This is a genomic window from Ruegeria sp. CF3, assembly GCF_056537365.1.
In genome coordinates this window covers 62615-87907 of record NZ_JBQFRK010000009.1, presented here as the reverse complement: position 1 = coordinate 87907, position 25293 = coordinate 62615, and the positions used below count along the sequence as shown (strand labels likewise).

General features: G+C 57.7%; 29 protein-coding genes. 9 read left to right on the top strand and 20 right to left on the bottom strand.

Going from position 1 to position 25293, the window contains the following annotated elements; genetic code table 11:
* The first annotated feature begins 47 nt into the window (after positions 1-47).
* The 4 genes from ACR0KC_RS21175 to ACR0KC_RS21160 all read left to right on the top strand — a co-directional run bounded on the left by ACR0KC_RS21175 (position 48) and on the right by ACR0KC_RS21160 (position 4048).
* Complete coding sequence (locus ACR0KC_RS21175) at positions 48-1232, top strand: glycine C-acetyltransferase (RefSeq protein WP_480772283.1); 1185 nt, start codon at positions 48-50, stop codon at positions 1230-1232.
* 14 nt (positions 1233-1246) lie between these two features.
* The gene (gene tdh / locus ACR0KC_RS21170) at positions 1247-2275 is read left to right on the top strand and encodes an L-threonine 3-dehydrogenase (protein ID WP_480707599.1); all 1029 of its coding nucleotides are present in this window, start codon (positions 1247-1249) and stop codon (positions 2273-2275) included.
* Between the two features lie 63 nt (positions 2276-2338).
* On the top strand, positions 2339-3214 hold the full coding sequence (locus ACR0KC_RS21165) for a tryptophan 2,3-dioxygenase (protein WP_170515673.1): 876 nt from the start codon (positions 2339-2341) through the stop codon (positions 3212-3214).
* Positions 3215-3217: 3 nt separating this feature from the next.
* Positions 3218-4048 carry an alpha/beta hydrolase gene (locus tag ACR0KC_RS21160; protein WP_170395361.1) on the top strand — a complete coding sequence of 277 codons (831 nt, stop codon included), beginning with the start codon at positions 3218-3220 and terminating at the stop codon, positions 4046-4048.
* Positions 4049-4107: 59 nt separating this feature from the next.
* Here the strand turns inward: ACR0KC_RS21160 and infB are convergent, their stop codons facing one another.
* The 6 genes from infB to pip all read right to left on the bottom strand — a co-directional run bounded on the left by infB (position 4108) and on the right by pip (position 11390).
* The gene (gene infB / locus ACR0KC_RS21155; protein WP_480707580.1) at positions 4108-6585 is read right to left on the bottom strand and encodes a translation initiation factor IF-2; all 2478 of its coding nucleotides are present in this window, start codon (positions 6583-6585) and stop codon (positions 4108-4110) included.
* An 8-nt stretch (positions 6586-6593) separates the two neighbouring features.
* The gene (locus ACR0KC_RS21150; RefSeq protein ID WP_170395356.1) at positions 6594-7217 is read right to left on the bottom strand and encodes an RNA-binding protein; all 624 of its coding nucleotides are present in this window, start codon (positions 7215-7217) and stop codon (positions 6594-6596) included.
* Between the two features lie 22 nt (positions 7218-7239).
* Positions 7240-8853 carry a transcription termination factor NusA gene (gene nusA, locus ACR0KC_RS21145; RefSeq protein WP_223117459.1) on the bottom strand — a complete coding sequence of 538 codons (1614 nt, stop codon included), beginning with the start codon at positions 8851-8853 and terminating at the stop codon, positions 7240-7242.
* Positions 8853-9443, bottom strand: coding sequence for a ribosome maturation factor RimP (gene rimP, locus ACR0KC_RS21140; RefSeq protein WP_010442531.1), 591 nt, complete (start codon positions 9441-9443; stop codon positions 8853-8855). Before rimP ends, nusA begins: the two co-directional genes overlap by 1 nt.
* 160 nt (positions 9444-9603) lie before the next feature.
* Positions 9604-10416 (bottom strand): ABC transporter substrate-binding protein, encoded by an 813-nt coding sequence (locus ACR0KC_RS21135; RefSeq protein ID WP_170734142.1) that lies wholly within the window; start codon positions 10414-10416, stop codon positions 9604-9606.
* On the bottom strand, positions 10413-11390 hold the full coding sequence (pip, locus tag ACR0KC_RS21130; RefSeq protein WP_170734143.1) for a prolyl aminopeptidase: 978 nt from the start codon (positions 11388-11390) through the stop codon (positions 10413-10415). Before pip ends, ACR0KC_RS21135 begins: the two co-directional genes overlap by 4 nt.
* A gap of 48 nt (positions 11391-11438) precedes the next feature.
* Between pip and ubiG the strand changes: the two genes are divergently transcribed.
* Positions 11439-12185: a bifunctional 2-polyprenyl-6-hydroxyphenol methylase/3-demethylubiquinol 3-O-methyltransferase UbiG gene (gene ubiG / locus ACR0KC_RS21125; RefSeq protein ID WP_480707579.1), complete on the top strand. Its 747-nt coding sequence runs from the start codon at positions 11439-11441 to the stop codon at positions 12183-12185.
* 71 nt (positions 12186-12256) lie between these two features.
* On the opposite strand, the gene ACR0KC_RS21120 is transcribed toward ubiG, so the two are convergent.
* From ACR0KC_RS21120 to ACR0KC_RS21100, 5 genes are read right to left on the bottom strand one after another with little or no spacing between them, the layout of a single operon-like run.
* Entirely contained in the window at positions 12257-12946 is a 690-nt protein-coding gene (locus tag ACR0KC_RS21120; protein WP_480772282.1) for a hypothetical protein, read from the bottom strand.
* Positions 12947-12982: 36 nt separating this feature from the next.
* On the bottom strand, positions 12983-13423 hold the full coding sequence (locus ACR0KC_RS21115) for a MarR family winged helix-turn-helix transcriptional regulator (protein ID WP_170395340.1): 441 nt from the start codon (positions 13421-13423) through the stop codon (positions 12983-12985).
* Positions 13424-13437: 14 nt separating this feature from the next.
* Entirely contained in the window at positions 13438-14268 is an 831-nt protein-coding gene (locus ACR0KC_RS21110) for a carbon-nitrogen hydrolase family protein (protein WP_170515687.1), read from the bottom strand.
* The gene (gene grxC, locus ACR0KC_RS21105) at positions 14268-14525 is read right to left on the bottom strand and encodes a glutaredoxin 3 (RefSeq protein ID WP_170395334.1); all 258 of its coding nucleotides are present in this window, start codon (positions 14523-14525) and stop codon (positions 14268-14270) included. The genes ACR0KC_RS21110 and grxC overlap by 1 nt, the downstream gene beginning before the upstream one ends.
* A 37-nt stretch (positions 14526-14562) precedes the next feature.
* A complete protein-coding gene (locus ACR0KC_RS21100) occupies positions 14563-15279 on the bottom strand; it encodes a double zinc ribbon domain-containing protein (RefSeq protein ID WP_480707598.1) in 717 nt (238 codons plus the stop codon).
* A gap of 28 nt (positions 15280-15307) precedes the next feature.
* On the opposite strand from ACR0KC_RS21100, the gene ACR0KC_RS21095 reads away from it, so the two are divergent.
* Both ACR0KC_RS21095 and hemH read left to right on the top strand, forming a co-directional pair.
* The gene (locus tag ACR0KC_RS21095) at positions 15308-16138 is read left to right on the top strand and encodes a methyltransferase domain-containing protein (protein ID WP_480772281.1); all 831 of its coding nucleotides are present in this window, start codon (positions 15308-15310) and stop codon (positions 16136-16138) included.
* Between the two features lie 55 nt (positions 16139-16193).
* The gene (gene hemH, locus ACR0KC_RS21090) at positions 16194-17243 is read left to right on the top strand and encodes a ferrochelatase (RefSeq protein ID WP_480772280.1); all 1050 of its coding nucleotides are present in this window, start codon (positions 16194-16196) and stop codon (positions 17241-17243) included.
* Between the two features lie 76 nt (positions 17244-17319).
* Here hemH and ACR0KC_RS21085 read toward each other — a convergent pair whose 3' ends face one another.
* Positions 17320-17502: a hypothetical protein gene (locus tag ACR0KC_RS21085; RefSeq protein ID WP_010442520.1), complete on the bottom strand. Its 183-nt coding sequence runs from the start codon at positions 17500-17502 to the stop codon at positions 17320-17322.
* Between the two features lie 139 nt (positions 17503-17641).
* Positions 17642-18241, bottom strand: coding sequence for a L,D-transpeptidase (locus ACR0KC_RS21080; RefSeq protein WP_170395325.1), 600 nt, complete (start codon positions 18239-18241; stop codon positions 17642-17644).
* A 169-nt stretch (positions 18242-18410) separates the two neighbouring features.
* Between ACR0KC_RS21080 and dalA the strand changes: the two genes are divergently transcribed.
* Positions 18411-18926, top strand: coding sequence for a divisome-associated lipoprotein DalA (gene dalA / locus ACR0KC_RS21075; RefSeq protein WP_255611997.1), 516 nt, complete (start codon positions 18411-18413; stop codon positions 18924-18926).
* A 69-nt stretch (positions 18927-18995) separates the two neighbouring features.
* On the opposite strand, the gene ACR0KC_RS21070 is transcribed toward dalA, so the two are convergent.
* The 7 genes from ACR0KC_RS21070 to ACR0KC_RS21040 all read right to left on the bottom strand — a co-directional run bounded on the left by ACR0KC_RS21070 (position 18996) and on the right by ACR0KC_RS21040 (position 23775).
* The gene (locus ACR0KC_RS21070) at positions 18996-19460 is read right to left on the bottom strand and encodes a PTS sugar transporter subunit IIA (protein ID WP_170395318.1); all 465 of its coding nucleotides are present in this window, start codon (positions 19458-19460) and stop codon (positions 18996-18998) included.
* A 59-nt stretch (positions 19461-19519) separates the two neighbouring features.
* On the bottom strand, positions 19520-20083 hold the full coding sequence (hpf, locus tag ACR0KC_RS21065) for a ribosome hibernation-promoting factor, HPF/YfiA family (protein WP_039541074.1): 564 nt from the start codon (positions 20081-20083) through the stop codon (positions 19520-19522).
* 252 nt (positions 20084-20335) lie between these two features.
* Positions 20336-21094 carry an LPS export ABC transporter ATP-binding protein gene (gene lptB, locus ACR0KC_RS21060; RefSeq protein ID WP_170395315.1) on the bottom strand — a complete coding sequence of 253 codons (759 nt, stop codon included), beginning with the start codon at positions 21092-21094 and terminating at the stop codon, positions 20336-20338.
* The gene (locus tag ACR0KC_RS21055; RefSeq protein WP_255611996.1) at positions 21094-21585 is read right to left on the bottom strand and encodes an LptA/OstA family protein; all 492 of its coding nucleotides are present in this window, start codon (positions 21583-21585) and stop codon (positions 21094-21096) included. The genes lptB and ACR0KC_RS21055 overlap by 1 nt, the downstream gene beginning before the upstream one ends.
* Before the next feature lie 3 nt (positions 21586-21588).
* Positions 21589-22197, bottom strand: a complete 609-nt coding sequence (locus ACR0KC_RS21050) for an LPS export ABC transporter periplasmic protein LptC (protein WP_170408672.1) — start codon at positions 22195-22197, stop codon at positions 21589-21591.
* 4 nt (positions 22198-22201) lie between these two features.
* Positions 22202-23164: a KpsF/GutQ family sugar-phosphate isomerase gene (locus ACR0KC_RS21045; RefSeq protein WP_170395309.1), complete on the bottom strand. Its 963-nt coding sequence runs from the start codon at positions 23162-23164 to the stop codon at positions 22202-22204.
* Complete coding sequence (locus tag ACR0KC_RS21040) at positions 23161-23775, bottom strand: ribonuclease D (protein ID WP_480707575.1); 615 nt, start codon at positions 23773-23775, stop codon at positions 23161-23163. The genes ACR0KC_RS21045 and ACR0KC_RS21040 overlap by 4 nt, the downstream gene beginning before the upstream one ends.
* A 143-nt stretch (positions 23776-23918) precedes the next feature.
* Here ACR0KC_RS21040 and ACR0KC_RS21035 point away from each other — a divergent pair, with 143 nt between their 5' ends.
* The gene (locus ACR0KC_RS21035) at positions 23919-25238 is read left to right on the top strand and encodes an MFS transporter (protein ID WP_480772279.1); all 1320 of its coding nucleotides are present in this window, start codon (positions 23919-23921) and stop codon (positions 25236-25238) included.
* Positions 25239-25293: the final 55 nt, after the last annotated feature.

Genomic DNA, 25293 nt, shown 5'->3' with positions numbered 1-25293 from the left:
TTTCATCCGCTATGTTAGACGTGCGACTCAGATTAACGGAGGTCGCCATGGCTGAAGCATTCCTGTCCCATATTTCGGATACACTCGCGCAGATTGAGGCAGAGGGTCTGTACAAGCGCGAACGGATGATCACCTCGCCTCAGGGCGGTGAGATTACGGTGGGCGACAAGCAGGTGATCAACTTGTGCGCCAACAACTATCTGGGTTTGGCCGATCACCCCGCGCTGATCAACGCCGCCAAAGGCGTCATGGAGCCCAAGGGGTTCGGCATGGCCTCGGTCCGGTTCATCTGCGGTACGCAGGACATTCATCGCGAACTTGAGCAGAAGCTGGCAAAGTTCCTGAACAAGGACGATTCAATTCTGTTCGCTGCCTGCTTCGACGCCAATGGCGGGTTGTTTGAGCCATTGTTAGGGCCCGAAGACGCCATCATCTCTGACAGTCTAAATCATGCCTCGATCATCGACGGGGTACGGCTGTGCAAGGCAAAACGCTATCGCTACATGAACAACGACATGAATGACCTCGAAGCGTGGCTGAAACAAGCGCGTGAGGACGGGGCGCGGCATATCATGATCGCAACCGATGGCGTGTTCTCAATGGATGGCTATCTGGCCAATCTGCCGAAGATTCGCGAGCTGGCCGACAAATACGACGCCATCGTGATGGTCGATGACTGCCACGCCACCGGCTTTATGGGGCCAAACGGAGCGGGCACGCCGGACCACTTCGGCGTCGACGTGGATATTCTGACGGGAACTTTGGGCAAGGCACTTGGGGGGGCAATCGGCGGTTATATCGCCGGGCCGCAGCCAGTGATCGACCTGCTGCGGCAGCGGGCGCGGCCCTATCTGTTCTCAAACTCGCTGCCGCCGTCCATCGTTGCCGCAGGGCTTGAGGCAATCCGTCTGGTTGAAGAAGGTGACATGCTGCGCGCCCAATTGTTCGGCAATGCCAAGTACTGGCGCGCCGGGTTAGAGAATCTGGGCTTCGACCTACTTCCGGGCGAACACCCGATCATCCCGGTCATGCTGGGTGAAGCGACCATGGCGCAGGATATGGCATCGCGATTGTTTGACGAAGGCGTCTATGTTTCGGGCTTTTTCTTCCCTGTCGTGCCGCGTGGTCAGGCCCGAATCAGAACGCAGATGAATGCGGCTCTAACACGCGACGAACTAGACCGGGCGCTCGCGGCATTTGGCAGGGTCGGCAAAGAATTGGGGATAATCTGATGCGGCCCAACACGATGAAAGCCCTTGAGAAATCCAAGCCCGAGGAAGGTCTGTGGATGGTGCAGGCCCCGGTACCCGAGATCGGCCCAGACGAGGTTCTGATCCGCATCAACAAGACCGGGATTTGCGGCACGGATATTCATATCTGGAACTGGGATGAATGGGCTGCGGCCACCGTGCCGATCCCGATGATCACCGGCCACGAGTTCGCGGGTGAAATTGTTGAATTGGGTCGCAACGTGACAGGGATGACGGTCGGCCAGCGCTGTTCAGGCGAGGGGCATCTGATCACCCCTGACAGCCGCCAGAGCCGTGCGGGCAAGTTCCACCTTGATCCCGGCACGCGCGGTATCGGTGTGAATGAACAGGGTGCCTTTGCGCAATACCTGAAACTGCCTGCCTTTAACGTGGTGCCCCTGCCTAACGACGTACCGGATGAGATCGGGGCGATCCTCGACCCGCTGGGCAATGCCGTGCACACTGCACTCAGCTTCGATCTGCTGGGCGAGGACGTATTGATTACTGGCGCAGGCCCTATCGGCATCATGGCCGCCGCCGTTGCCCGTCATGCCGGTGCCCGGCATGTAGTGATCACCGATATCAACCCCGACCGCCTGAAACTGGCCGAACACGTGGTACCAACGGTACGCACAGTTGATGTGTCCAAAGAGGATCTGCAGGATGTCATCGCGGAACTGGCCATGACTCAGGGCTTTGATGTCGGGCTTGAAATGTCGGGCTCGCAAGCCGCGCTGGACCAGATGGTTGAAGCGCTGGTTATGGGTGGCAAGATCGCACTGTTGGGGATTCCGCCCGGAAAATCTCCGGTGGACTGGTCGCGCATCGTGTTCAAAGCTATCACCATCAAGGGTGTCTATGGGCGCGAGATGTTCGAGACCTGGTACAAGATGATCGCCATGTTGCAGAACGGGCTGGATGTCAGCCGCGTAATCACCCACCAGTTCGCGGTCGATGACTTTGCCCAGGGATTCAAGGCCATGAAATCCGGTCAATCAGGCAAGGTGGTTCTGGACTGGACCTAACGCTCTGGAACCGTGCGGGTTTTGTCCCTAAACAGGGATAAACCCGCGCGTCTGGAGGAGCACATGGGCGACAAAGACAGGTATACAGAACGGGGAATCGAAGAGTCTCTGGTCACCGATTTCACAGAAACTCACCGCAAAAGCTATGGGGATTTTCTGCAACTTAAGACTCTGCTGAACCTGCAAAAGACCTTTCAGGACCCGGCCCAACCTGATGAGATGTTGTTCATCATCATTCATCAGGTCAGCGAACTGTGGCTGAAACTGATGCACCATCAACTTGTCGAAGTCCGCCGGTTCTTGCAGCAGGACGATTTCGGTCCGGCGATGAAGAACCTCGACCGGATCAAGGCGATCCAACGGCAATTGATCGCCGCGTGGGAGACGCTACTGACTATGACTCCCGCGGACTACATGACGTTTCGAGACGCATTAGGCAGTTCGTCAGGCTTTCAAAGCTATGGCTATCGCCAAATCGAGTTCATTCTGGGCAACAAAGATCCCGCGACCCTGAAAGTGCATGCGCATGACCCAGAAGTGATGGAGATGCTGAACGCGGCTCTTACCAAACCCTCGCTCTATGACGAAGTGCTGCGGATGCTGGCCCGGCAAGGGTTTGACGTGCCGCATGATCTGATCGAGCGGGATTACGCAAAGCCCTACTCCGGCGATCCGCGTATCGTCAAAATCTGGGTCGAAGTGTTCCGCAACACGGAGCAATACTGGGATCTTTACGCGCTGGCCGAAAAACTGATGGATGTGGAATCTCTGTTCCAGAGGTGGCGATTCGATCATGCAACCGCGGTTGAGCGCGTGATCGGAATGCAGCCCGGAACGGGTGGATCTAGCGGCGTGGCCTTCCTGCGCAAAGCGCTGGAGTTGCGGTTTTTCCACGACCTCTACGACGTGCGAACCGAACTGATGTATACTGGGGAATAGGCCATGCTGTATCGCGGATTCACCCAAGAAGAGCTTGAGCAGGAGTATTCCCCTAGCTCAATGATTGGCGGTGATCTGACGCCATATCTAGCCAGCTATTCTGCCCTCAGCGCACAGGCACGGTCTGAAATTAGGATGCACGAAAACCGTTCCTATGGCGACAGCCCGACGCAAGTTCTAGATTTCTTCCCCGCACCTGGCGCCAACGCGCCTTTGCATGTCTTTATTCATGGTGGCTATTGGCAGGCGCTTAGCCAGCGTGAGTCGGCCCCTATGGCACCGGTATTGCATGAGAACGGGCAAGCCTTTGCCACGCTGAATTATACGCTCGCCCCCGATGCCAGATTGGGGCAGATGGTCGACGAATGCCGTACCGCCTTGTTGTGGCTCGCGTCACAGGCCGAAACACTGGGTTTTGATCCATCAAACATCACACTTTCAGGCCATAGTGCAGGCGCCCATCTGGTCGCGATGGTCATGGCGACGTCTTCAAAGGCGTTTGCGCAGACCGGTCTGCGGGTACGTAATGTGATCCTGATCAGCGGGGTATATGACCTTGTCCCGATAAGCCTGACATCGGTGAATGATCCACTGCAGCTGACCAAGGTCGAGGTTCACGATCTCTCACCCTGCCTCAACCTGCCCGCACCGGGACCGCGTTACAGGGTAACCGTCGCCGAGCGGGATACGCCCGAGTTCATCCGCCAAAGCCGTGACTATGCGGAATTGCTGCGTAAGGCCGGACATTCGGTAAGTTTCGATCTGCAGAAGGGCAAGCATCACTTCGACATCATCATGCCATCGGGCACGTTTCTGTCGTCGCGCACGGACTAACCTAAATGAAAACAGCGGCCTAGTGGGGCCGCTGTTTCAAGTTTCTTTCTAGATCCGGATCAGTCCAGCGTACGCGTGACCTCTTCGCGTTCGAAAATCTCGATCACGTCGCCGGCGCGAATATCGTCGTAATTCTCGAACGCCATACCGCATTCCTGACCCGACTGAACCTCGGCCACTTCATCCTTGAAGCGCTTGAGGGTCTTCAGCGTGCCTTCGTGGATCACCACGTTGTCGCGCAGCAGGCGTACGCCAGCCGAGCGGCGGGCAACACCTTCGGTGACCAGACAGCCGGCAACTTTGCCAACACCGGTAACCTTGAAGACCTCTTTGATCTCGGCGTAACCGATGAACTTTTCGCGAATCTCGGCGCTCAGCAGGCCCGATGCGGCTGCTTTCACGTCATCAACCAGATCGTAGATCACCGAGTAATACCGGATCTCGACGCCCTTCTGGTTCGCGGTATTCCGCGCCGATGCGTTGGCACGGACATTGAAACCAAAGATCGGAGCGCCGGAGGCTTCGGCCAGGCCGACATCCGTCTCGGTGATCGCACCAACGCCCGAGTGTAGAACACGTACGCGCACTTCGTCATTGCCGATCTTCTCCATCGCCTGAACGATGGCTTCGGCAGAGCCCTGCACATCCGCTTTCATCAGAATAGGCAGCTCGGTGACGTTTTCGTCTTCCTTGGCCTTCTGCATCAGCTGCTCAAGGGTGGTCGCGGCACCGGCGGCGGCGCGTTTGTCCTTGGCGGCTTGCTCACGATAAGCAGCGATCTCACGGGCCTGCGCTTCGGTCTCGGTCACGTTCAGAACGTCACCTGCTTCGGGCGTGCCGTTGAGCCCCAGAACCTCGACCGGAACCGAGGGGCCAGCTTCTTTGACGCGGTCGCCCTTGTCGTTGATCAGCGCACGCACCTTACCGTACTGCTCACCCACGACAAAGATATCGCCCTGACGCAGCGTGCCGTTCTGAACCAGAACGGTAGCGACGGGGCCACGGCCCACATCCAGCTGCGCCTCGATCACGGCACCTTGGGCGGCGCGATCTGGGTTGGCTTTCAGTTCCAGAATCTCGGCCTGCAGTGCAATGGCTTCCAGCAATTCGTCCAGACCCTGACCAGTCATGGCCGAGACCTCAACGTCCTGAACCTCACCCGACATCTTCTCGACGATCACTTCGTGTTGCAACAAGTCAGTGCGGACTTTGTCGGGGTTCGCGTCGGGCTTGTCGATCTTGTTGATCGCTACGATCATCGGCACTTCGGCTGCTTTGGCGTGGTTGATCGCCTCGATCGTCTGCGGCATCACCGCGTCGTCGGCGGCAACAACAAGAACCACGATATCCGTGACTTGAGCACCCCGCGACCGCATTGAAGTAAAGGCTGCGTGGCCCGGCGTATCCAGGAAGGTCAGCGTGGTGCCGCCATCGGTTTTCACCTGATAGGCACCGATATGCTGAGTAATACCCCCGGCTTCGCCAGCCACAACACGCGCGTCGCGGATGGCATCCAGCAGCGAGGTCTTACCGTGGTCAACGTGACCCATGATGGTGATAACCGGCGGACGCGGTTGCAAATCATCATCGCTGTCTTCGACCTCTTTGATGACGTCTTCAACATCCGAATCAGAGACACGCGTGACCTTGTGGCCAAATTCTTCGATGATCAGTTCAGCGGTGTCAGCGTCGATGGTCTGATTCTGCGTGACCATCATGCCCATCTGCATCAGCGATTTGACAACGTCAGCGACACGCTCGGCCATACGGTTGGCCAATTCCGAGACCATGATCGCCTCGGGCAGCTGAACGTCGCGGATCACCTTTTCCCGCTCGACCGTGCCGCCCATGGCCTTCTGGCGCGCCCGCTCTTGCTTGCGCTTCATCGCAGCCATCGAGCGTTGGCGGTTGCCTTCGCCACCGGTGGCCTGACCCAGTGTCAGCTTGCCCGAGCGGCGATTGTCGTCACGGCCCTTGCCACGGCCACGCTGCTCACGCTCGCGATCCTGCTTGCGCGGTGCCGCAGCAGGTGCAGGCTTGCTGGATGGGCTGCGTGCGGCCTTGGGCTCGGCGGCGAGTGCCGGGGCTGCGGCAGCACGCTGGGCTGCTTCCTCGGCCTCTTTACGCTTGCGTTCTTCCTCTTCGGCCTTGGCACGGGCACGCTCTTCAGCTTCACGCTGCTCGCGTTCCTTGGCCTCTTGTTCGGCCCGGCGGCGTGCGCGTTCTTCTTCGCGCGCCTTTTCCTGCGCCTCACGGGCAGCGGCCTCTTCAGCCTCACGTGCCTTGGCGGCTTGCAACGCCTTCATACGACGCGCCATTTCCGCATCGGAAATACCCGCTGGGCGACGCGAAGGATCACCCGAAGGTGTCGCACCACCACTTGGTTTGGTCGCGCCCGGCTTGGGAACGACCACGCGTTTGCGTTTGGTCTCCACCACGACATTCTTGGTGCGTCCGTGGCTGAAACTCTGTTTCACATTTCCGGGGCGTGCCCCGCCACGAAGACCCAATGTCTTTTTGCCGTCACTATCGCTCATAAAGCTTCTTACCCTTCCGAGCGGCCCTTGCCGCCGTCATCCTTTTCGCGCAAGCCACGCAGGCGCTGCGCTTCCTCTACAACACGTTTGGCGAGTCCGCCAGAGGCCAAGGCCGCATGAATCACGGTTTGGCGCCCAAATGCCGCCCCAAGCTCGTCTGCGGTCAGCCAGCCGATGTATTTCCCGAAGTGCGGCGTGCTGAGTTTCGACTTGCCGCGCCCCGATCCGTCTGAGGCCTGAATCAGCACCTGGGCCTCTTCCCGGTCCAGCCACGACTTGACCTTTTCATACCCGGCGACCGCGTCACCGGACTTGCGCGCCAGACTGATCAGCTCGATCACACGACGCGCCACCTGTTTCTCGACCTCATCGGTCAGGTCCTTGGCGGCACTCACCTGTGCCTTAAACCCGCGCGAGAACAGTTTCTTGTTCACCGCCTTGTCCAGCGCCGCGCGATCCGCCGCCACGTAAACCCCACGCCCCGGCAATTTCGCCGCGACATCGGGAAAGACCTGACCATCCGGCCCCGTCACAAAGCGGATCAAGCCATATTTGGGCTGAACCTCGCCCGTGGCGATGCACTTGCGTTCAGGGCCTTCCGACCGATCCTTATGGACGCCACCGCGACCCATGTCAGCCACCCGAGGCCTGAGATCAGGCCTCGACCTCCTCATCTGTTGCTTCACCGTCTTCTTCGGCCTGCTCTAGCTCGGCCGGATCGACCCAACCCAGCATGATGCGCGCGGTCATGACCAGATCCTGCGCCTCTTCCAGCGTCACGCCGAAGGGCTCCAGTACACCATCATCCTTGATGCGTTCGCCATCGACCGTGGTCCAGCCACCGGCCAGTTCCCAGTCGGCGCAGGTTGCGAAGTCTTCCAGAGTCTTCACATCATCCTTGGCCAGCGCCTCTACCATCTGGGGTGTCAGGCCCTCGAATTCAATAAGACTGTCCTCGGCACCCAGCGCACGGGCTGCATCCAGCGCCGCCTTGGCCTGAGCTTCCAGGAATTCGCGTGCACGTGTCTGAAGTTCTTGCGCGGTACCTTCATCCACACCGTCGATGACCAGCAGTTCGTCGATTTCAACGTATGCCACTTCTTCGAGGTTGGTGAAGCCTTCAGAAACCAGCAGCTGAGCGAAGAATTCGTCCAGATCCAGCGTTTCCATGAACAACTGGGTACGAGCCTCGAATTCTTTCTGACGGCGCGCCGATTCTTCGGCTTCGGTCATGATGTCGATGTCCAGATTGGTCAGCTGGCTGGCCAGACGCACGTTCTGACCACGACGGCCAATGGCGAGGCTCAGTTGCTCCTCGGGAACCACAACTTCGATCTTGCCAGCTTCTTCGTCCAGAACCACCTTTGAAACTTCGGCGGGCTGCAGAGCGTTGACAAGGAAAGTCGGCTGATCTTCGTTCCACGGGATGATGTCGATTTTCTCTCCCTGCAGCTCGTTTACCACGGCCTGCACGCGGCTGCCGCGCATACCAACACAAGCGCCGACGGGATCGATCGAGCCGTCATACGAGATCACAGCGATCTTGGCGCGCGAGCCGGGGTCACGGGCCACGGCCTTAACCTCGATGATGCCGTCATAGATTTCCGGCACTTCCATCTTGAACAGCTCGGCCATGAATTCCGGCGCAGTGCGCGACAGGAATATCTGGTGGCCACGAACCTCGCGGCGAACCTCTTTGATATAGGCGCGCACACGGTCGTTCGGGCGATAGCTTTCGCGACCGATCTTGTCATTGCGGCGCAGAACGGCCTCGGCACCGCCCAGATCGACGATCACATTGCCGAACTCTTCACGCTTGACCGCACCGTTGATGATGGTGCCTGCACGATCCTTGAATTCTTCGTACTGACGATCACGTTCAGCTTCGCGAACCTTCTGCAGGATGACCTGCTTAGCGGACTGAGCAGCAATCCGGCCCATTTCAACCGGCGGCACTTCTTCCACGAAGACATCGCCGACCTCGGGGTTTTCCATGTACTGCTTGGCCTGCTCGACGGTGAACTCGGCCTGATAGTTCTCAAGCTCTTCATCCTCGACCACGGTACGGACACGGGTAAAGGTCGCCTTGCCGGTTTTGCGATCGATGGACACACGGATGTCCATTTCCGCGCCGTAGCGGCTTTTGGCGGCACGGGCGAGCGATTCCTCCATCGCTTCGACAACCAGACCGGGGTCGATCATCTTTTCGCGGGCCACGGCCTCGGCGGTCTGCAGCAGCTCCAGCTGGTTGGCTGAGGTGATTGCCATCAGTTCGTCTCCTCTTCGGACCCTTCGGTCTCAATCTCGTCGAAAGCGTTCTCGTTCAGGGCACCAGCATCTTTGCGCTGGCGCAGCATTTCCTTGATCAGGTCATCGGTCAGGACCAGCTTGGCATCGCTCAGCCAGTCAAACTGCAAACCGATAGTGATCGTCTCATCCCCCTCAGGGATGTTGATCAGAACCTCATCCCCTTCGATCCCGGCCAATTCGCCCTTGAAGCGGCGGCGACCGTCGATCAGTTCTGCGGTTTCGATCTTGGCCTCATACCCTTCGAACGTCTCAAAATCTTTGAGACGGGTCAGAGGACGGTCAATTCCAGGGCTGGAAACTTCAAGCGTGTAGGCGTCCAAAATGGGGTCTTCGACATCCAGCGTGGCGCTGACCGCATTGGAAATCTCGGCGCAGTCATCCACTTCGATGCCGCCATCGGGCTTGTCTGCCATAATCTGCATCGTGGTGGTCTTGCCGCTCATCAGCCGAATGCGGACAAGCTCATACCCCAGATCCTCGATCACAGGGGTGATGATCTCGGCCAGTCGCCGGTCGATGGCAGCTTTGGCTATCAGGTCGTTTGTCATTCAGGTTCTCTACCCTGCTATCGGGCACAAAAAAACGGGCGCGCGGCCCGTCGAATTTTCCGGTGGAGCCCCGGACCAGAAGTCCGACGCGCCGCTGTTGCAACTGCATATACGCAGGAGTTCCTGAGTCTGCAACCCCCGGCGCAAATCGTGATCAAATTTACGCCAGCCACCACCGTTCGGCGATGCGCCCATCATCCAGCGCAGCCCGGCTGATCTGGCGCGGCATACCGACATGAGAGGCCATTGCCAACGCCATCTCGGCCTCAGACGGATGAAATCGCAGCCCGCGTTGCGCGGTCAGCTCCTCACCAGCCGGGAGCGCTGCGATATCTACATATCCATCGCGCAATGCTTCGGCCCGCACCCCGGCGTCCGGGATCACGATAATCTCAAGCGTATCGACCCATCCTGCCGTTCCGCTTTTGTAGTGATTGGACACCCTGCGTGCGCGGAAATGACGTTCATCCTCGGCCCGCTCAACCCGGTAGCATCCTGTGCCGTTGGCCAGAGCCAGTGGCGTCACGCCCCCTCGCGCAATGACAAACCGTGACCCAGCCAGCAAGAATGGTAGTCCCGGGTTGCCCTCAGCCAATTGCAACTGCACACGATCAGGTGCAATGGCCTCGGCCTGACCAATATCTTCCAGAACAGCTAGAACATCGTTCACGTCCAGCTTGGTGCCATCGTGGAACACAGCATCATCGCGCAGATCAAAGTTCCAGACCCGCGCATCAGCATCTGTCTGCCAATTTGTAGCCAGCTCTCCGCGCAGGGTACCATCGGGCGCGATCTCGGTCAGGCTGTCAAAGACTGCGCCCCGAGCCACCTGTTCCAGACTGTTGTCGCGTGGCACCGCCAGCCGCAAGGTGCCACCCTGTTTCGGCGTATCGGCCAGAGACGCTCCTGTCGCCGCCAGCAAAGCGGCGGCGGCGCCCGAGGCAAATAATGCGCGACGGTCGATGCGAGTCATACCGTTTCCTCCGACACGCGATCCATGATCCGAACCAGTTCCGCGCTGATGCCCGGTTCTGACAGGGCGTGACCGGCCTGCCGCACCATCTTCAGTTCGACATTGGGCCAGCGCTCGGACAGGTTCCATGCAGCCTGCGGTGGGCAGATCATGTCATAGCGTCCCTGAACGATATGACCGGGAATATGGGCAATCCGGTCCATCTGATCCAGAATTTGCCCGTCATACTCAAGAAACGCCTTGTTCGTGAAATAGTGATTCTCAAGCCGCGCAAAAGTTCGCGCGTATTCGCCGGGGCTTTCCCCGACCGACCCGTTGGTGTGGATCGAGGCCAAAGCGTTTTCCCAATGTGACCAAGCGCGAGCATACAGGATCTCGGTCGCGCGGTCGCCCGAAAACAGGCGCTTGTTGTAGGCCGCAATTGCGTCATTTACTTCATGTTCGGGCAAGAGAGAGGTGAACTTGGCCCATTGTTCAGGCCAGAATTTGCCCGCACCACCGCCATAAAACCAGTCCAGCTCGGCCTGTGTGGCCAGAAACACGCCGCGCAATACCAGCCGATTTACCCGATCTGGATGTGTTTGGGCATAGATCAATGCCAGTGTCGCGCCCCAGCTGCCGCCAAAGACGATCCAATCTTCGATGTCGAACAATTTGCGCAGACGCTCGATATCCGCCACCAGATGCCATGTCGTGTTGTTTTCGACCGACGCGGTTGGCCGCGACCGGCCACATCCGCGCTGATCAAAGAGAATCACCCGATAGGCATCCGGATTGAAATAACGTCGCATCGCCGGGCTGCAGCCGCCGCCCGGCCCACCATGCAGGATCACCACCGGAATCCCGTTGGGATTACCGCATTGTTCCACATATATACGGTGCCCATCGCCCATATCGACCACGCGCTGATCGAATGGATCGATCGGCGGGTACAGATATTGAACTGCGCGCTTTTGGTCCGGGTACTTGTCCATTATGGCCCTATATAGTCCTTAAGCGTAAAAGAGCACACGGAGACAGGAATGCAAGCGCATCCGAACACAGTGGACCCGTCAGAGATCGCAAAATTCGAAGCGATGGCCGCAGAATGGTGGGACCCGCATGGGAAATTCAAACCTCTGCACATGCTGAATCCGTGTCGTCTGGATTATATCACACAGCAGATCGCAGGTGAGTTTGACCGTGATCTCAAAGTCGCGAAGCCATTCGAGGGCCTACGCCTTCTCGATATCGGCTGCGGCGGAGGGTTGCTGAGCGAACCCATGTCCCGCCTTGGGGCCGAAGTCGTCGGCGCCGACGCTGCTGAGGGCAACCTGCCCGTCGCGCGCATCCATGCCGAACAATCGGGCCTGCAGATCGACTACCGCCACACGACCGCCGAGGATATGGCCGCCGCAGGTGAACAGTTCGACGTCGTGCTGAACATGGAGGTGGTCGAGCATGTGGCCGACCCGTTGGGTTTCCTGACTGCATCGCAACAACTTCTGAAACCCGGCGGGTTGCTGATCTGCTCCACCATCAACCGCAATCCGAAATCCTATGCCATGGCCATTTTCGGGGCCGAGGTCGTCATGCGTTGGCTGCCCCGCGGCACGCATGAGTGGAACAAGTTCATCACACCCGATGAACTGTTCGACCTGCTGCGCCAGGCCGGGCTGGACCCGGTGGACCGTAAGGGGTTCGTTTTCAACCCGATCCTGTGGAGCTGGTCGATCTCGGACCGGGATTTGAGCGTGAATTACGTGACGGCGAGTGTGAAGCCTAGGTAGGATGGGTTTTCAACCCATCTTGCAAGCGTTTTCGATCTTAAGCGATGGGTTAAAACCCATCCTACGCTTGATTATTTTACGGCTAAACGGTGAAGGTAAAACGCTGAGGCAAAACCAGCTTCGTCCAACGAGCGTTTGAGACGCCCATTTAGAAAAACGCGATGTGGTACGCCCGGGTCGCGCCAAATGTCGATCCCGGACGCCGCATCTGCATTGCAGACAACGTCCCCGGGCTTGGCATCCCTCCATTCAGGAAGTCGAAAAAGGTCATCCCGGTCGGGTCGGGCTCGTCGAAGACTTTTTGACTCAGCAATGTTCAGCGTGCCGGATTTGTTTGCGATCCACAGGATCGAGTAGTCCTGCTCAATCGGTGTGATCTTGTCTCTTTCGAACAGGTTGACGGGATAAAGCCCCCCTTGCCCTAATTCGAGATTTTTGAGGATATCAGCCACATCTGATCGGATCGCCAGAATTCCAAACAAAGTGATTACAGGAGAATACTTCCCGTAGTGAGGCTCAAAATCATGATCTTCAGGAGCAACCTCTTGAAAGAAATCCGGCAAGATATCCTGCTGCTCCAGCGGCTCCCCGTGGCGCTGCCAACGATACAGATTCGCATGATAACCTGATCCGGGTTGCCACCTGAAGGCCTTGAAGCGTTCACTTGGTTCTTCAGGAAAATCATCGGGGACAAGCGCCCGGAATGGCCTCTGCAGGTCCATCCCGACGGTAATGTCTGAAACCCAAATTTCATCCGTCATCTTTTACGATCCTTTGGCGCAGTTGGCGTAAAGCCCCTACTCCCCCTCCAACTGCAACCGCAAATCCCGTAGCACGGGCAGCGTGCTGCGCACCCGCTCCAGCCCCAGCTCTCCGACCACGCGGTTGATCAGCGGGGCAATCGAGGAAATCGCCTGATCGCGTGCGCGTCGGCCTGCGGGGCTGATGGCGACCATCTTGCGGCGGGCGTCGTCCCAGTCGGGGCGGATGTGGATATAACCGGCCCATTCCAGCTTGGCCAAAGTGTTGGTCATCGCCCCGCGCGTCACATGGAACGTGTTGGCAAGTTGCGCCGGGGTGCGCTCGTCGCCGACAAACACCAGATGGTTCAGCACCGAGAAATGCGAGATTTCCATGCCCTTGGGCAGCACCCGGCTCAGCCGGTTGCGCAATAGCTGATCGGCGGTCAGGATCTCGCTGAACAGCGTGACCGCAAGGGCATTTTTTTCGTCAGTCATGGTCCGGTTCTGGATCAGGGTCCGTCAAAGGGGCGGACATGTGTTAGTGAAGGCACGCGTCGTCGCGCCTCTGTAACAGACCTATCATCCAAATCAAAAAAGTGAATGCCCGGATCGGTGCCTGCGTCGATCAGCACCTCTCCCCACGGGGCGACAACCATACTGTGGCCGTGTGTATATCGCGTCTTGCCACGAGTTTTAGGGTGCTCACCCGTTTGTGCCGGAGCCAGCACCCAGCAGCCGGTCTCAATGGCCCGCGCGCGTAGCAGCGCTTCCCAATGGGCCGCACCAGTGACCGGCGAAAACGCCGCCGGGACAGTGAGAATCCGCGCGCCTGCCTGCGCCAAAGCGGCATACAGGTAGGGAAATCGAATATCATAGCAGATGGTCAGTCCGACTTTATCGAAATCGGTGTCGGCAATCACCGCTTTCTGACCGGGGCGGTAGTTCTTCGATTCGCGGAAGGTCTCGGATTCCGTGACCTGCACGTCGAACATGTGAATCTTATCATACCGCGCCACGATCTGCCCCTGCGGGTCGATCATGAAGCTACGGTTGGCAAAGCGGCCATCGGCATCATGCGTTTTGATCGCTAGTGAACCGATGAGCAGCCACACACCCAAATTGGCGGCCTGTTCGCCAAGGCCCGCCAGAGTGATATCGTCTTCTTCATGCTGCAAAACCTCGCGCTGCCGAGTGGTGCTGGTTGAGACGCAATTCGTGACTTCAGGCGTCAGAATGAACTGCGCACCTTGCGCAGCTGCATCGGCCATCATGGTTCGCACCATGTCCAGATTCTCGGTCGGATCATCCGACGCGGTGATCTGCAGCAAAGCGGTTTTCATCAAGCCGCCAGCAGGCGGTCCAGCTTGCCCTGACGTTCAAGCTCGTAAAGATCGTCGCACCCACCAACATGGGTGGTGCCCACAAAAATCTGCGGCACAGTGCGTTTTCCTGCCGCGCGCTGGATCATTTCAGGTTTGCGTTTCGGATGCATCAGCACGTCTATTTCCTTGAATTCGACGCCTTTCTGTTTCAACAACCGCTTGGCCGCATGACAAAAGCCGCACAGCGGCGAGGTGTAGATTTCTACCGGCTTCATATTCCGTCCCTTTGGGTTTCGCACATTCTTGGGCGAATTAGGCATCCTTGGCAACGCGCGCCAGTACCAACACGAAAATATGATTTGCCCCTGACGCGCGACAGACACGCGCGCAGGCGTCCAACGTCGCACCCGAGGTCATAACATCATCGACCAGAAGAATATCCCGGCCTCTGATCATGGGAGCACGTTTTCGGTGCAGGGATATGGCGTTGGACAACGCAAGGGATCGCTCAACCGCAGTTTTTCCGTCCAGAACAGGGGTGCGGACCGTGCGAACCAGAAGATCGGGGCAGACACTCAACCCCGTTTGCCGGCCCAGATGCTGCGCCAGAAGCGCCGATTGGTTGTAGCGACGCTTGATCAGCCGGGTCCAGTGCAGCGGTACCGGCGCGATCAATATGTTCGGGCGCAACAGCTCGTGCCCGGCTTGAGCCATCCAGCGTGCGGCAGGGCGGGCCAACTCAGGCCGATCCCCGTGCTTAAAGGCAAGTATGAGTGCCTTCGCGCGCCCCTGATACAGCAACGCTGCCCGACCATGCTGCCACGCGCGTGGTGCCCTGAGGCAGTCATCACATTCAATCCGGTGTCCGTCCTGCGCGCCGGGAAGTGGCATGCCGCAGCTTTCGCAGACGGTGCCACCGATGAACGGCGTGTCGCGCCAGCATGCGCCGCAGAGGCCGAAATCGGATTCGGTCAGTGCTCCGCAGGACAGGCAACGCGGTGGGTAGATCATCTCGACAGCGGTTTGCATCCCCTGACGAATGCGATACTTGCGGCTTATGAAGCTTCCGTCCGACACTACACCCTCTCTGTTTGACCGCGCCGTCCTTGCGCTTCACCGCAGCCGCGCGCGGGACGACGCGCTTTTCCTGCACCATGCCGCTGTCGACGAAGTGCAGGATCGTCTGTCCATGGTTAACAAAACCTTTCAGGCACCCGCCGTCGTGACGCCCTTCCCTCATATCTGGGAGGGGTTGTGGCCCGAGGCCCGGGTGATCAGGGATGAAGATGTTCTCGACCTAACTCCAGGAGAGCATGATCTCTTGATACATGCGATGGCACTGCATTGGGCAAACGACCCGGTCGGCCAACTGATCCAATGCCATCGCGCCCTAAAATCCGACGGATTGCTGTTAGCGGTATGTTTAGGAGGCGACACCCTAAAGGAATTACGCGCGGCCTTGGGTCAAGCCGAGATCGAGGTGACTGGCGGTCTCAGCCCCCGTATTGCTCCCATGGCCGAGCTTCGTGATCTGGGGGGGCTGCTGCAGCGGGCCGGGCTGGCTTTGCCCGTCGCCGACAAGGCGACACTGTCTGCGGAATACCGCGATCTGCTGCATCTGATGCGTGATCTGCGTGCAATGGGAGAAACCAATGCATTGGCCGATCGCCTGAAACACGCGACCCGACGTGCTGTTTTTGACAAAGCGGAAGACATCTATGCCGGACATTACAAATCGCCACAGGGCCGCCTGGCGGCAACATTTGAATTGATCTGTCTGACGGGCTGGGCCCCCGATGACAGCCAACCCAAACCTTTGCGTCCGGGATCCGCCAAGATGCGGCTGGCTGATGCGCTAGGTACGGATGAGGGCAAACTGCCCGATTGACGACCGGCCTTTTCCCTATATCTCAGGCCAGACACCACAAATCAGGAAGCTTTCAATGTTCGATGCCACTCGTCCAACCCATGCCCCTGCAGACCATCCCAAGGTCAAGATGGGCCGCGTCGGCATCCTGCTGGCTAATCTGGGAACTCCAGATGACTACAGTTATTGGCCTATGCGGCGGTATCTGAACGAGTTCCTGTCGGACAAGCGCGTGATCGACTACCCGGCGTGGAAGTGGCAGCCGATTCTGCAAAGCATCATTCTGACCAAGCGGCCTTTCAGTTCGGGTGAGGCGTACAAGTCAATCTGGAATCACGATAAGGGCGAAAGCCCGTTGATGACGATCACCAAAGATCAGACTGCCAAGCTGCGCGCAGCGATGCAGCAGCGGTATGGCGATCGGGTGATGCTGGATTTTTGCATGCGCTACGGCAATCCTTCAACTCCGTCGAAGGTCCGAGAGATGGTAGAAGAAGGCTGTGATCGCATCCTGTTCTTCCCGCTCTACCCGCAATACGCCGGTGCCACGACTGCTACAGCAAATGATCAGTTCTTCCGCGCGTTGATGAAAGAGACATGGCAGCCTGCCAGCCGAACTGTTCCGGCCTATTTCGACGAACCTGCCTATATCGATGCGTTGGCGCGCTCTGTCGAGCGCGCCTATGCAGATATGGAGACAAAACCGGATGTCCTGGTCTGCTCGTATCATGGGATGCCCCAGCGCTATTTGCAGCAAGGGGACCCATATCACTGCCAATGCGTGAAAACATCAAGGCTACTGAAAGAGCGTCTGGGATGGACGGATGATCAGCTGATCTCGACCTTTCAATCGCGCTTTGGACCGGAAGAATGGCTGAAGCCCTACACCGTCGATCACGTGGCTGATCTGGCGCGTCAGGGTAAGAAGAACATCGCCGTCATCGCACCTGCCTTCTCTGCCGATTGCATTGAGACGCTGGAAGAGATCAACGAAGAGATCAAAGAGAGCTTCGAAGAGGCAGGCGGTGAATCGTTCACCTATATCCCTTGCCTTAACGACGATGATTCGCATATCGCCGCGCTGAGCAAGGTGATCGAAGACAATCTGCGTGGTTGGTTAGACTAATCGCGCGCTTTCACCAGACACGAAAAAAGGCGGTGGTTTGCACCACCGCCTTTTAAGTGCATAAAGTCTCGTCGACTTAGCTTGCTGCAACAGCTGCGGCAACAACAACCAGCAGGATCAGCGGCAGGATGATGCCCTGCGACGAACCTTGGGTCTCTTCGACAACAACAGGTGCTTCAACAACCGGCTCTTCCAGGTTGCCAGCATATGCGGTCGAAGCAGCAGCGGTCAGAGCAGCAGCGAGAACGAGTTTCTTCATATTAACCTCCAGAATTTGCGCGATTCCCAATAGCGAAACCACGCATCTAAGACTTACCTCGTGAGTTTTTCTAATCAGCAATGCAGGCGGATTGCAATTGCAACTTGTCCCGCAAGCGGGTTCGTGCGCGAAAATGTCGTCAAATTAGCAACACTTGCGTGCCGACCTTAGCCATAGAAAACAGTTCGGCGATGTCATCGTTGAACAAGCCAATGCACCCGTTCGACGACCGGCGTCCAATTTTACGCGTATCGTGGGTGCCATGGATGCGATAATACTTCCAGCTCAGATATAAAGCGTGTGTTCCCAGCGGGTTATCAGGACCCGGCGGAATATAATCCGGCCATTCAGGGTTGCGCTTCTTCATCGATGGCGTCGGTGACCAGCTTGGGCCTTCCACCTTGCGAATGACACTGGTGCGTCCGCGACGGGTCAATTCCTCGGTCAGAGGCACCGAAGAGGGGTACAGTTTGTATACGGATTGATCATCTGACCAATAATGCAGCGCTCTGGATACGGTATCCACCAGAATGGCACCGTTTCTTGTGTTCGAAAAATAGGGCTGCCAGTCCAGCGCGCGGAATCCAGACACATTGCGGCGTACCGGAGCTTCCGGTTCCGGGGCGGGGCGTAGCGGGTCGCCCGGAATATACTGAGCCAACGCAGGCGAGGCCAAGCTGGCGGTTGCACCGGCCAGGAATCCCCGGCGCGTCGAAGTAAGAATATGTTTCTTGACCATGGAGATCGGTCCTCTGCTAACAGCAAATGCAAAATCTAAGGCATTTTATGGCCAGAATGCTTCAGTCGCAAATCAAACCGGCAGAATCACGCAAGGTTGGGGCATTGTAGGTTTGCTCCGGGCGGTCAAGCAGGCTATTTCCCTTCTCGACACAATATTTAGGCCGATCATGACACGTATTCTTTCTCTACTAGCGATTTGTTTTGTCGCACTTGCGGCATGTACCGATTCGGGCACATCCGCTATTGGCGCCGATGGCAGGCCGCTGCCATCCGTGTACAAAATTCGTGGCAACCCTGAAAAGCTGCAGTTTAGAATGCTGGATTCGGTGAATGCCTTGCGGCAGGCATCTGGCCTGCAACAGGTCCAATTGAACTCGCAACTGAATGCAGCTGCCGCCACTCATGCGAAAGACATGGCGCGACAGAATCGGCCATGGCATTTCGGTTCGGACGGTTCGTCTCCGTTGGATCGCGCGGCGCGCGCCGGTTACTTCGGTACATTCCTGGGTGAAGCGATCTCGGAAACCTTTGAGACCGAGACCGAAACGCTGGCCGCATGGATGCAGGAACCCGGTCCTCGTGCCGTGATCATGGACCCGCGCGCCACCCAGATGGGATTCGCCTGGCACCAAGAAGGCGGTGGCAAGATCTGGTGGACGCTGGAGATGGGATCCGGCGGCTGATCACGCCAGATAAAGAAACAAAAAAAGCCCCCGACAAATCGGGGGCTTTTTTGTTGATAAGTGGGCCAATCAGGCAGCTTGCATCGATTGCGCTTCAGTCAGAATGGCATACAGCTTTACCGGGTCAGGGTTGGCCCGCAGCTTGGCGCAGACCGATTGCTCGCGCAGCGTGCGCGAGACCAACGCCAGCGCCTTAAGGTGTTCAACCCCCGCCTCTTCTGGCGCAAACAGGGAAAACGCCAAATCGACCGGCTGACGATCGACCGAGCCGAAGTCGATGGGCTTTTCCAGCATGACAAACACACCCGAAACCGATTCTAGTTCGGAAAGCCGTGCGTGCGGAAGTGCAACACCATGTCCAACACCAGTTGGGCCAAGGCTCTCCCTCTCAAGCAGGCTGTCTACGATCGTCTGAGCATCCAGCCCAAGCGTCGCGGCGCCCACATCGCCAATTTCCTGAAACAAACGCTTCTTGCTGGAAGCAGCGGACAGTACACGCACCGCTTCTGGCTTTAGAATGCTCGAAAGCTCCATCATTTTGCTCCTAAGCCGTGCCCCCAGCTATTCGGGGGCAGGCCGATTAGTCTTGCCTGTTACGGATCGATCCAACCGATATTGCCGTCCTCGCGGCGATAAACGACATTCAATCCGTCCTTGTTCTCATTTCGGAACACCAGTACCGGAGCACCAGCGAGTTCCATCTGCATGACGGCTTCACCAACACTGAGCGATGGGATCTTGGTTTCCATCTCAGCCACGATCATAGGCTGCAGCGATTCGGGTTCGTCTGCCGTCTCCGATTCGTCAGAGGCGAGGATATAAGAGGACGCGCCAAAGAGTTCAACCGGCTCGGACCGATCCTTGTGGTGGTCTTTCAGGCGGCGCTTATAGCGTCGCAGTTGTGTCTCCATCTTGTCGCAGCAGCCTTCGAATGCCGCGTAAATCTCGGTCGCGTGCGCCTTGGCCTGTGCGGTCAGGCCGGTCGACAGATGCACGGTGGTTTCGCATACATATTCATGCGCCGAACGGGAAAAGACGACGTTGGCGTCTGTAGGCCGCTGGGCATATTTGCCCACGACCTCGCCCAGTTCGGTCTGCACATGGGTCTGCAGGGCCGCACCGATGTCGATCTGTTTTCCGCTGATTTGGTAACGCATGTGATCTCCTTCACAATTCACACCCATTCTGACGTCGCGTAACGCGACTGACTTGTTTTTATCGGGTGGGGGGTATCGGCATGTTCTGCGGTTGCCGTTGGCCCGGCCCTTCAACGAAGGGAGATCGAGATCCAGTTTGGAACCGAAGAAATGCCATATGCCAATTGAGCCAAGAGGTGAGGGAAGAGTCAATCAAAACAGGTGTGTATATACGTGATTTCCGTCATGCATCAGGCGCATCTCCGCACAACCTTATGAAATACGGAAGTTTTCACCCAGATAGACCCGGCGAACATTTTCGTTTTCGACAACTTCATCGGGCGTGCCTGACATCAAAACCTGGCCGTCATGCAAGATATAAGCCCGATCCACAATCTCCAGCGTTTCCCGGACGTTATGATCCGTGATCAGCACTCCGATGCCACGCTTTTTCAGATCGGCCACCAGATGCCGGATATCACCGACACTGATCGGGTCGACACCCGCAAATGGTTCGTCCAACAGCAGATATTTCGGATCGGCGGCCAGACAGCGCGCAATTTCGACCCGGCGGCGTTCCCCGCCGGACAATGCCAATGCAGGCGCTCGGCGCAGGTGTTCGATGGAAAAGTCCGATAGCAGCTCTTCCAGCCGCTCCTTGCGGCGATGGGCATGTTTAACCGTGATATCTAGAACCGAAGCGATGTTGTCTTCAACGCTCATCCCGCGGAAAATCGACATCTCCTGCGGCAGATATCCGATCCCCATCCGTGCACGACGATACATCGGCAGGGTCGTGACGCTCTGCCCATCAATCGTGACCGTGCCCGCTTCGGGGAAAACCAGACCGGCGACAGAATAAAAAGTGGTGGTCTTGCCCGATCCGTTCGGGCCTAGCAACGCCACGACCTCGGAGCGGTTCAATTCCATGGACACATCGCGAATGACGGTCTTCTTGCGATAAGACTTTCGTAGCTTTTCGATCTTCAGACCAGAAGAACCTTCAGCGATGGAGAGTTCGGGCCGGTTCATCAGTTGCCACCTTGTTGCAGAATGGTTTTGACACGCCCTGACATCGTCGCAGTTCCCGTCGTCAGATTTGCAATCATCTCGTCGCCGCTGATGATACTTGGGCCCTGCGTCAGCAACACGTTGCCCTTCATCTCAATCACGCCGGAGTCGATGGTGTATTCTGCCCAATCGCCCTCGGCTGCGTCGGGCGGACTGACCAGAACCACGTTTTCGGTGGCCTCCATCCGTTCGATGGCCGAGCGTTCTTCGTTATAGATGACAAGAACCCGGTCTGCCGTCAGGCGCATCTCACCCTGGATGACAATGACGTTGCCGATAAACTCGGCCGATCCATCTTCCTGATTCACGTTCAATGTCTCGGACGTCACCTCGACCGGCAGCGTCGGGTCGGCATTGACAGAGCCGAACGCCACCTGAGCCTCTTGTGCAGAAACAGGTGTGGCTCCGACAGCCACGGCTAGACACAAAAAGGCGACACGTAAATCGAACACAAGTTATCTTTCTGCTTTTTGCGGCTCATATATCAACTTCACGCCGCCTGTAAAAAGAATATGAACCGGACCGTCCTTTTTTTCGGTCCCAAACACCATTCTTCCGGCAGTAAAGTCGCCAATCGGACCGGTTCCGTCAATCTGGCCAGGGCTATCACCACGTATTTCATCCAGTGACGTATTCAACAGGTCGGTGGTGACCTGGATGCCGTCTCTGGTGGTGATGACCACATCCCCTGCAAACGTTGCAGTACCCTTGTCTGGCCTGATGATGCCTGTGTTGGATTCGAGTGTGATCTCGCCCCCATTGCTTAGTCCAAAGCGGCCCTGCACTTCGGCTGCCGTCGGTGTGTCGCCATCGCCACCCTGACTGGCCCTTCGGGCTTCGACGCGGATTTCCTCGCCCTTGCGGGTGACACCTTTATAGTCGGGCCGCGTGACCACCTGGTCTGTCAGCCGGTCGTCAATATCCTGATCACTGAACGGCACCGAGACATTGGTGTCGACGCTGCGAGAAAGAAGAAAGACAGAAGACAGCAACAAAATCGCCACAAGCGGTAGCAGTACCTTCAGGAACTGCACCCATCGGGAATGGCGATCAACTTCAGCCATCTTCCTAACCCAATCCTACACGCAGACAGTCATGTATGTGCAGCAGACCCAAGGCTGGGCCATTTGTGTCAGGATCAACCACAAAGAGTGACGTGATCTTGCGATCGTTCATGATTGCAACCGCCTCCTCCGCCATAGCACTTGGCGCAATGGTCATTGGATTTTCGGTCATCACCTCTTCGGTGTTTTTGCTCAATAGCCCGTCCATGTTCCTGCGCAGGTCGCCATCGGTCACAATACCCAGCAAACGACCTGCCTGATCAGTGACTCCCACAACACCAAAGCTCTTCTGACTCATGACCAGCAGCGCCTCGCTCATCGGGGTGCCAGCGGTCACCAAGGGCAAATCTTCATGCATCAGATCACGCACAGTAGACAGTTGCGCCCCCAACTTTCCACCGGGGTGGTAAGCGCGGAAATCTTCGGGTTTGAAATCCCGGTACTTCATCAGCGCAATCGCCAGCGCGTCGCCCATCGCCAGTGTCAGCGTCGTCGAGATTGAAGGCACCATCCCAAAACCACAGGCCTCTCCCAGCGACGGGATCAGCAGATGCACATCCGCCTGTTTCATCAAGGTGCTTTCCGGCTTGCTCGACAACCCGATCAGCGGAATTCCAAAGCGACGCGTAAAGGCCAGCAAGTTCGCCAGTTCCGGCGCTTCACCTGAGTTCGAGATCGCAAGGACCACATCGCCTTTCGAGACCATGCCCAAATCACCATGGCTGGCTTCGGCGGGATGGACAAAATAGGCGGGCGTACCAGTGCTGGCCAGAGTCGCCGCGATCTTGTGGCCAATATGGCCGGATTTGCCGATACCACTGATAATGATGCGGCCAGTGGCCTGCAGGATCAGTTGCACGGCTTCGGCGAAATGCTCGTCCAAGCTTTCGGCAAGGACCTCCAATGCGCGGGCTTCGTCGGTAACGACCTGCCGGGCGGTTCTGAGGAATGCTTCGGTGTCAGTCATGAGTGCGCAAAAATATCAGTTTCGGGCCAGCCTGCGAGGTCAAGCTTCGCACGCATTGGCAAGAAGTCAAAACACGCCTGCGCCATTTCGGTGCGGCCTTCGCGGGCCAGACGTCCGTCCAGTGCATCCCGCAGTTGGTGCAGGTACAAAACATCCGATGCCGCATAGTCCAACTGGGCATCAGTCAGCGTTTCAGCGCCCCAATCGCTCATCTGCTGCTGCTTCGAGATATCGACGCCAATCAGTTCCTGACACAGGTTCTTAAGACCATGACGATCAGTATAGGTGCGCACCAACCGGCTGGCGATCTTGGTGCAATAGACCGGGGCGGCCAAAGCGCCGAAGGTGTGATACATCGCAGCAATATCGAAGCGGCCAAAGTGGAACAGCTTCAAAACATTCGGGTTTTCCAGCATCGCACAGAGGTTCGGCGCCTGCGTCTGCCCAATCTCGACCTGAACGATATGGCTGTTGCCGTCCCCTCCTGACATCTGGATTACGCACAGGCGATCTCGATGCGGGTTCAACCCCATGGTTTCACAGTCAATGGCCACGATGGGGCCCAAATCCAACCCGTCCGGCAGGTCATTTTTATACAGATGGTTCGCCACGGAATTGTCCTTTGTGCGCTTTCGGCCCCGAGATAGGCGGTTTGGCCCGCAAACTCAACGCCGTCCTTGGAAAAGCGGCACCCTTGACCTTATGGCCAACACGAGAACTATGGATGCGACACCGCGATTGAGAAATTCCGACAATGCTCAGCATCCTGAGAAACCGCACTTACAGACATCTGCTGGCCGCGCAGATCGTGGCGCTGACCGGAACCGGGCTGGCGACGGTTGCCTTGGGGCTGTTAGCCTTTGATCTGGCCGGAGAGGCCGCCGGGATGGTCCTTGGTACCGCTCTTACGATCAAAATGATCGCCTATGTCACCGTTGCCCCGCTTGCTGCTGCCTTTGCCGAGCAGCTGGATCGTCGCCGGATGCTGGTCGCACTGGATCTGGTGCGCGCTGTGGTTGCGCTCTGCCTGCCTTTCGTGTCCGATATCTGGCAGGTCTACGTGCTGATCTTTGTGCTGCAATCCGCCTCAGCCGGATTTACACCCGCGTTTCAGGCCACCATCCCGGATGTGCTGACCAACGAACAGGACTATACCAAAGCCCTGTCCCTGTCGCGGCTGGCTTACGATCTGGAAAGCCTGTTGAGCCCAATGCTGGCTGCCACCTTGCTGCTGTTCGTCAGTTTCGACAGCCTGTTTCTGGGCACCTGTATCGGTTTTGTCGCCTCGGCCCTGCTTGTAGTGTCTGCAACCCTACCCTCACCCAAACCAACCCAGCCGCGCGGCATCTACGACCGCACCACGCGCGGCATACGGATTTACCTTAAGACCCCGCGCCTGCGCGGCCTGCTGGCGCTGAGTTGGAGCGCGGCCGCGCTCAGTTCGATGGTCATCGTCAACACGGTCGTGATCGTGCGCGGCGATCTTGGTCTTTCTGAAAGCGCCGTTGCCGTCGCGCTGGCCGGGTTCGGCGGCGGTTCGATGCTCGCGGCATTTGCACTGCCACGCCTTCTTGATCACATTCCAGAGCGTCGCGTCATGCTGGGTGGCGCATCATTGGCGACGGGCACCATGGCGGTGGCAGCGCTGCTATCTGTCACTCTGCCGATGACATTAGGTTTGCTGACAACGACATGGCTATTGATTGGTTTTGGGTATTCCAGCATGCTGACGCCTTCGGGCCGCCTGCTGACCCGATCCGCCCACCCCGAAGATCGACCCTCCGTGTTTGCCGCACAGTTCACTCTGTCTCATGCTTGCTGGCTGGTGCTTTATCCCCTGGCCGGGTGGCTGATGACCCGATTTGGCGCAACTGTGGCGATGGCCGGAATGGTAACTGCCGCGATTCTGGGTCTGGTTCTTGTGCTCATTGCCTGGCCACGGCGCGAAGACAATGCGGTGGTTCACGGCCATCCTGACCTCCCGCAGGATCACCCCCACCTGTCTGGGCCAAAACCTCATGCGCATCCGATTGTCATTGATGAACTGCATCCCCGTTATCCGCACCAGCCTTGAGCCCGGGCACCAAACTGCCCTAAACCGGGACTATACCGCCTGAATCCGGAGCCGT

What these genes read in the sequence shown, in the direction of transcription:
- ACR0KC_RS21175 (WP_480772283.1), top strand. Translation starts at nt 48, where the DNA reads ATGGCTGAAGCATTCCTGTCCCATATTTCGGATACACTCGCGCAGATT.
- tdh (WP_480707599.1), top strand. Translation starts at nt 1,247, where the DNA reads ATGAAAGCCCTTGAGAAATCCAAGCCCGAGGAAGGTCTGTGGATGGTG.
- ACR0KC_RS21165 (WP_170515673.1), top strand. Translation starts at nt 2,339, where the DNA reads ATGGGCGACAAAGACAGGTATACAGAACGGGGAATCGAAGAGTCTCTG.
- ACR0KC_RS21160 (WP_170395361.1), top strand. Translation starts at nt 3,218, where the DNA reads ATGCTGTATCGCGGATTCACCCAAGAAGAGCTTGAGCAGGAGTATTCC.
- infB (WP_480707580.1), bottom strand. Translation starts at nt 6,585, where the DNA reads ATGAGCGATAGTGACGGCAAAAAGACATTGGGTCTTCGTGGCGGGGCA.
- ACR0KC_RS21150 (WP_170395356.1), bottom strand. Translation starts at nt 7,217, where the DNA reads ATGGGTCGCGGTGGCGTCCATAAGGATCGGTCGGAAGGCCCTGAACGC.
- nusA (WP_223117459.1), bottom strand. Translation starts at nt 8,853, where the DNA reads ATGGCAATCACCTCAGCCAACCAGCTGGAGCTGCTGCAGACCGCCGAG.
- rimP (WP_010442531.1), bottom strand. Translation starts at nt 9,443, where the DNA reads ATGACAAACGACCTGATAGCCAAAGCTGCCATCGACCGGCGACTGGCC.
- ACR0KC_RS21135 (WP_170734142.1), bottom strand. Translation starts at nt 10,416, where the DNA reads ATGACTCGCATCGACCGTCGCGCATTATTTGCCTCGGGCGCCGCCGCC.
- pip (WP_170734143.1), bottom strand. Translation starts at nt 11,390, where the DNA reads ATGGACAAGTACCCGGACCAAAAGCGCGCAGTTCAATATCTGTACCCG.
- ubiG (WP_480707579.1), top strand. Translation starts at nt 11,439, where the DNA reads ATGCAAGCGCATCCGAACACAGTGGACCCGTCAGAGATCGCAAAATTC.
- ACR0KC_RS21120 (WP_480772282.1), bottom strand. Translation starts at nt 12,946, where the DNA reads ATGACGGATGAAATTTGGGTTTCAGACATTACCGTCGGGATGGACCTG.
- ACR0KC_RS21115 (WP_170395340.1), bottom strand. Translation starts at nt 13,423, where the DNA reads ATGACTGACGAAAAAAATGCCCTTGCGGTCACGCTGTTCAGCGAGATC.
- ACR0KC_RS21110 (WP_170515687.1), bottom strand. Translation starts at nt 14,268, where the DNA reads ATGAAAACCGCTTTGCTGCAGATCACCGCGTCGGATGATCCGACCGAG.
- grxC (WP_170395334.1), bottom strand. Translation starts at nt 14,525, where the DNA reads ATGAAGCCGGTAGAAATCTACACCTCGCCGCTGTGCGGCTTTTGTCAT.
- ACR0KC_RS21100 (WP_480707598.1), bottom strand. Translation starts at nt 15,279, where the DNA reads ATGCAAACCGCTGTCGAGATGATCTACCCACCGCGTTGCCTGTCCTGC.
- ACR0KC_RS21095 (WP_480772281.1), top strand. Translation starts at nt 15,308, where the DNA reads ATGAAGCTTCCGTCCGACACTACACCCTCTCTGTTTGACCGCGCCGTC.
- hemH (WP_480772280.1), top strand. Translation starts at nt 16,194, where the DNA reads ATGTTCGATGCCACTCGTCCAACCCATGCCCCTGCAGACCATCCCAAG.
- ACR0KC_RS21085 (WP_010442520.1), bottom strand. Translation starts at nt 17,502, where the DNA reads ATGAAGAAACTCGTTCTCGCTGCTGCTCTGACCGCTGCTGCTTCGACC.
- ACR0KC_RS21080 (WP_170395325.1), bottom strand. Translation starts at nt 18,241, where the DNA reads ATGGTCAAGAAACATATTCTTACTTCGACGCGCCGGGGATTCCTGGCC.
- dalA (WP_255611997.1), top strand. Translation starts at nt 18,411, where the DNA reads ATGACACGTATTCTTTCTCTACTAGCGATTTGTTTTGTCGCACTTGCG.
- ACR0KC_RS21070 (WP_170395318.1), bottom strand. Translation starts at nt 19,460, where the DNA reads ATGGAGCTTTCGAGCATTCTAAAGCCAGAAGCGGTGCGTGTACTGTCC.
- hpf (WP_039541074.1), bottom strand. Translation starts at nt 20,083, where the DNA reads ATGCGTTACCAAATCAGCGGAAAACAGATCGACATCGGTGCGGCCCTG.
- lptB (WP_170395315.1), bottom strand. Translation starts at nt 21,094, where the DNA reads ATGAACCGGCCCGAACTCTCCATCGCTGAAGGTTCTTCTGGTCTGAAG.
- ACR0KC_RS21050 (WP_170408672.1), bottom strand. Translation starts at nt 22,197, where the DNA reads ATGGCTGAAGTTGATCGCCATTCCCGATGGGTGCAGTTCCTGAAGGTA.
- ACR0KC_RS21045 (WP_170395309.1), bottom strand. Translation starts at nt 23,164, where the DNA reads ATGACTGACACCGAAGCATTCCTCAGAACCGCCCGGCAGGTCGTTACC.
- ACR0KC_RS21035 (WP_480772279.1), top strand. Translation starts at nt 23,919, where the DNA reads ATGCTCAGCATCCTGAGAAACCGCACTTACAGACATCTGCTGGCCGCG.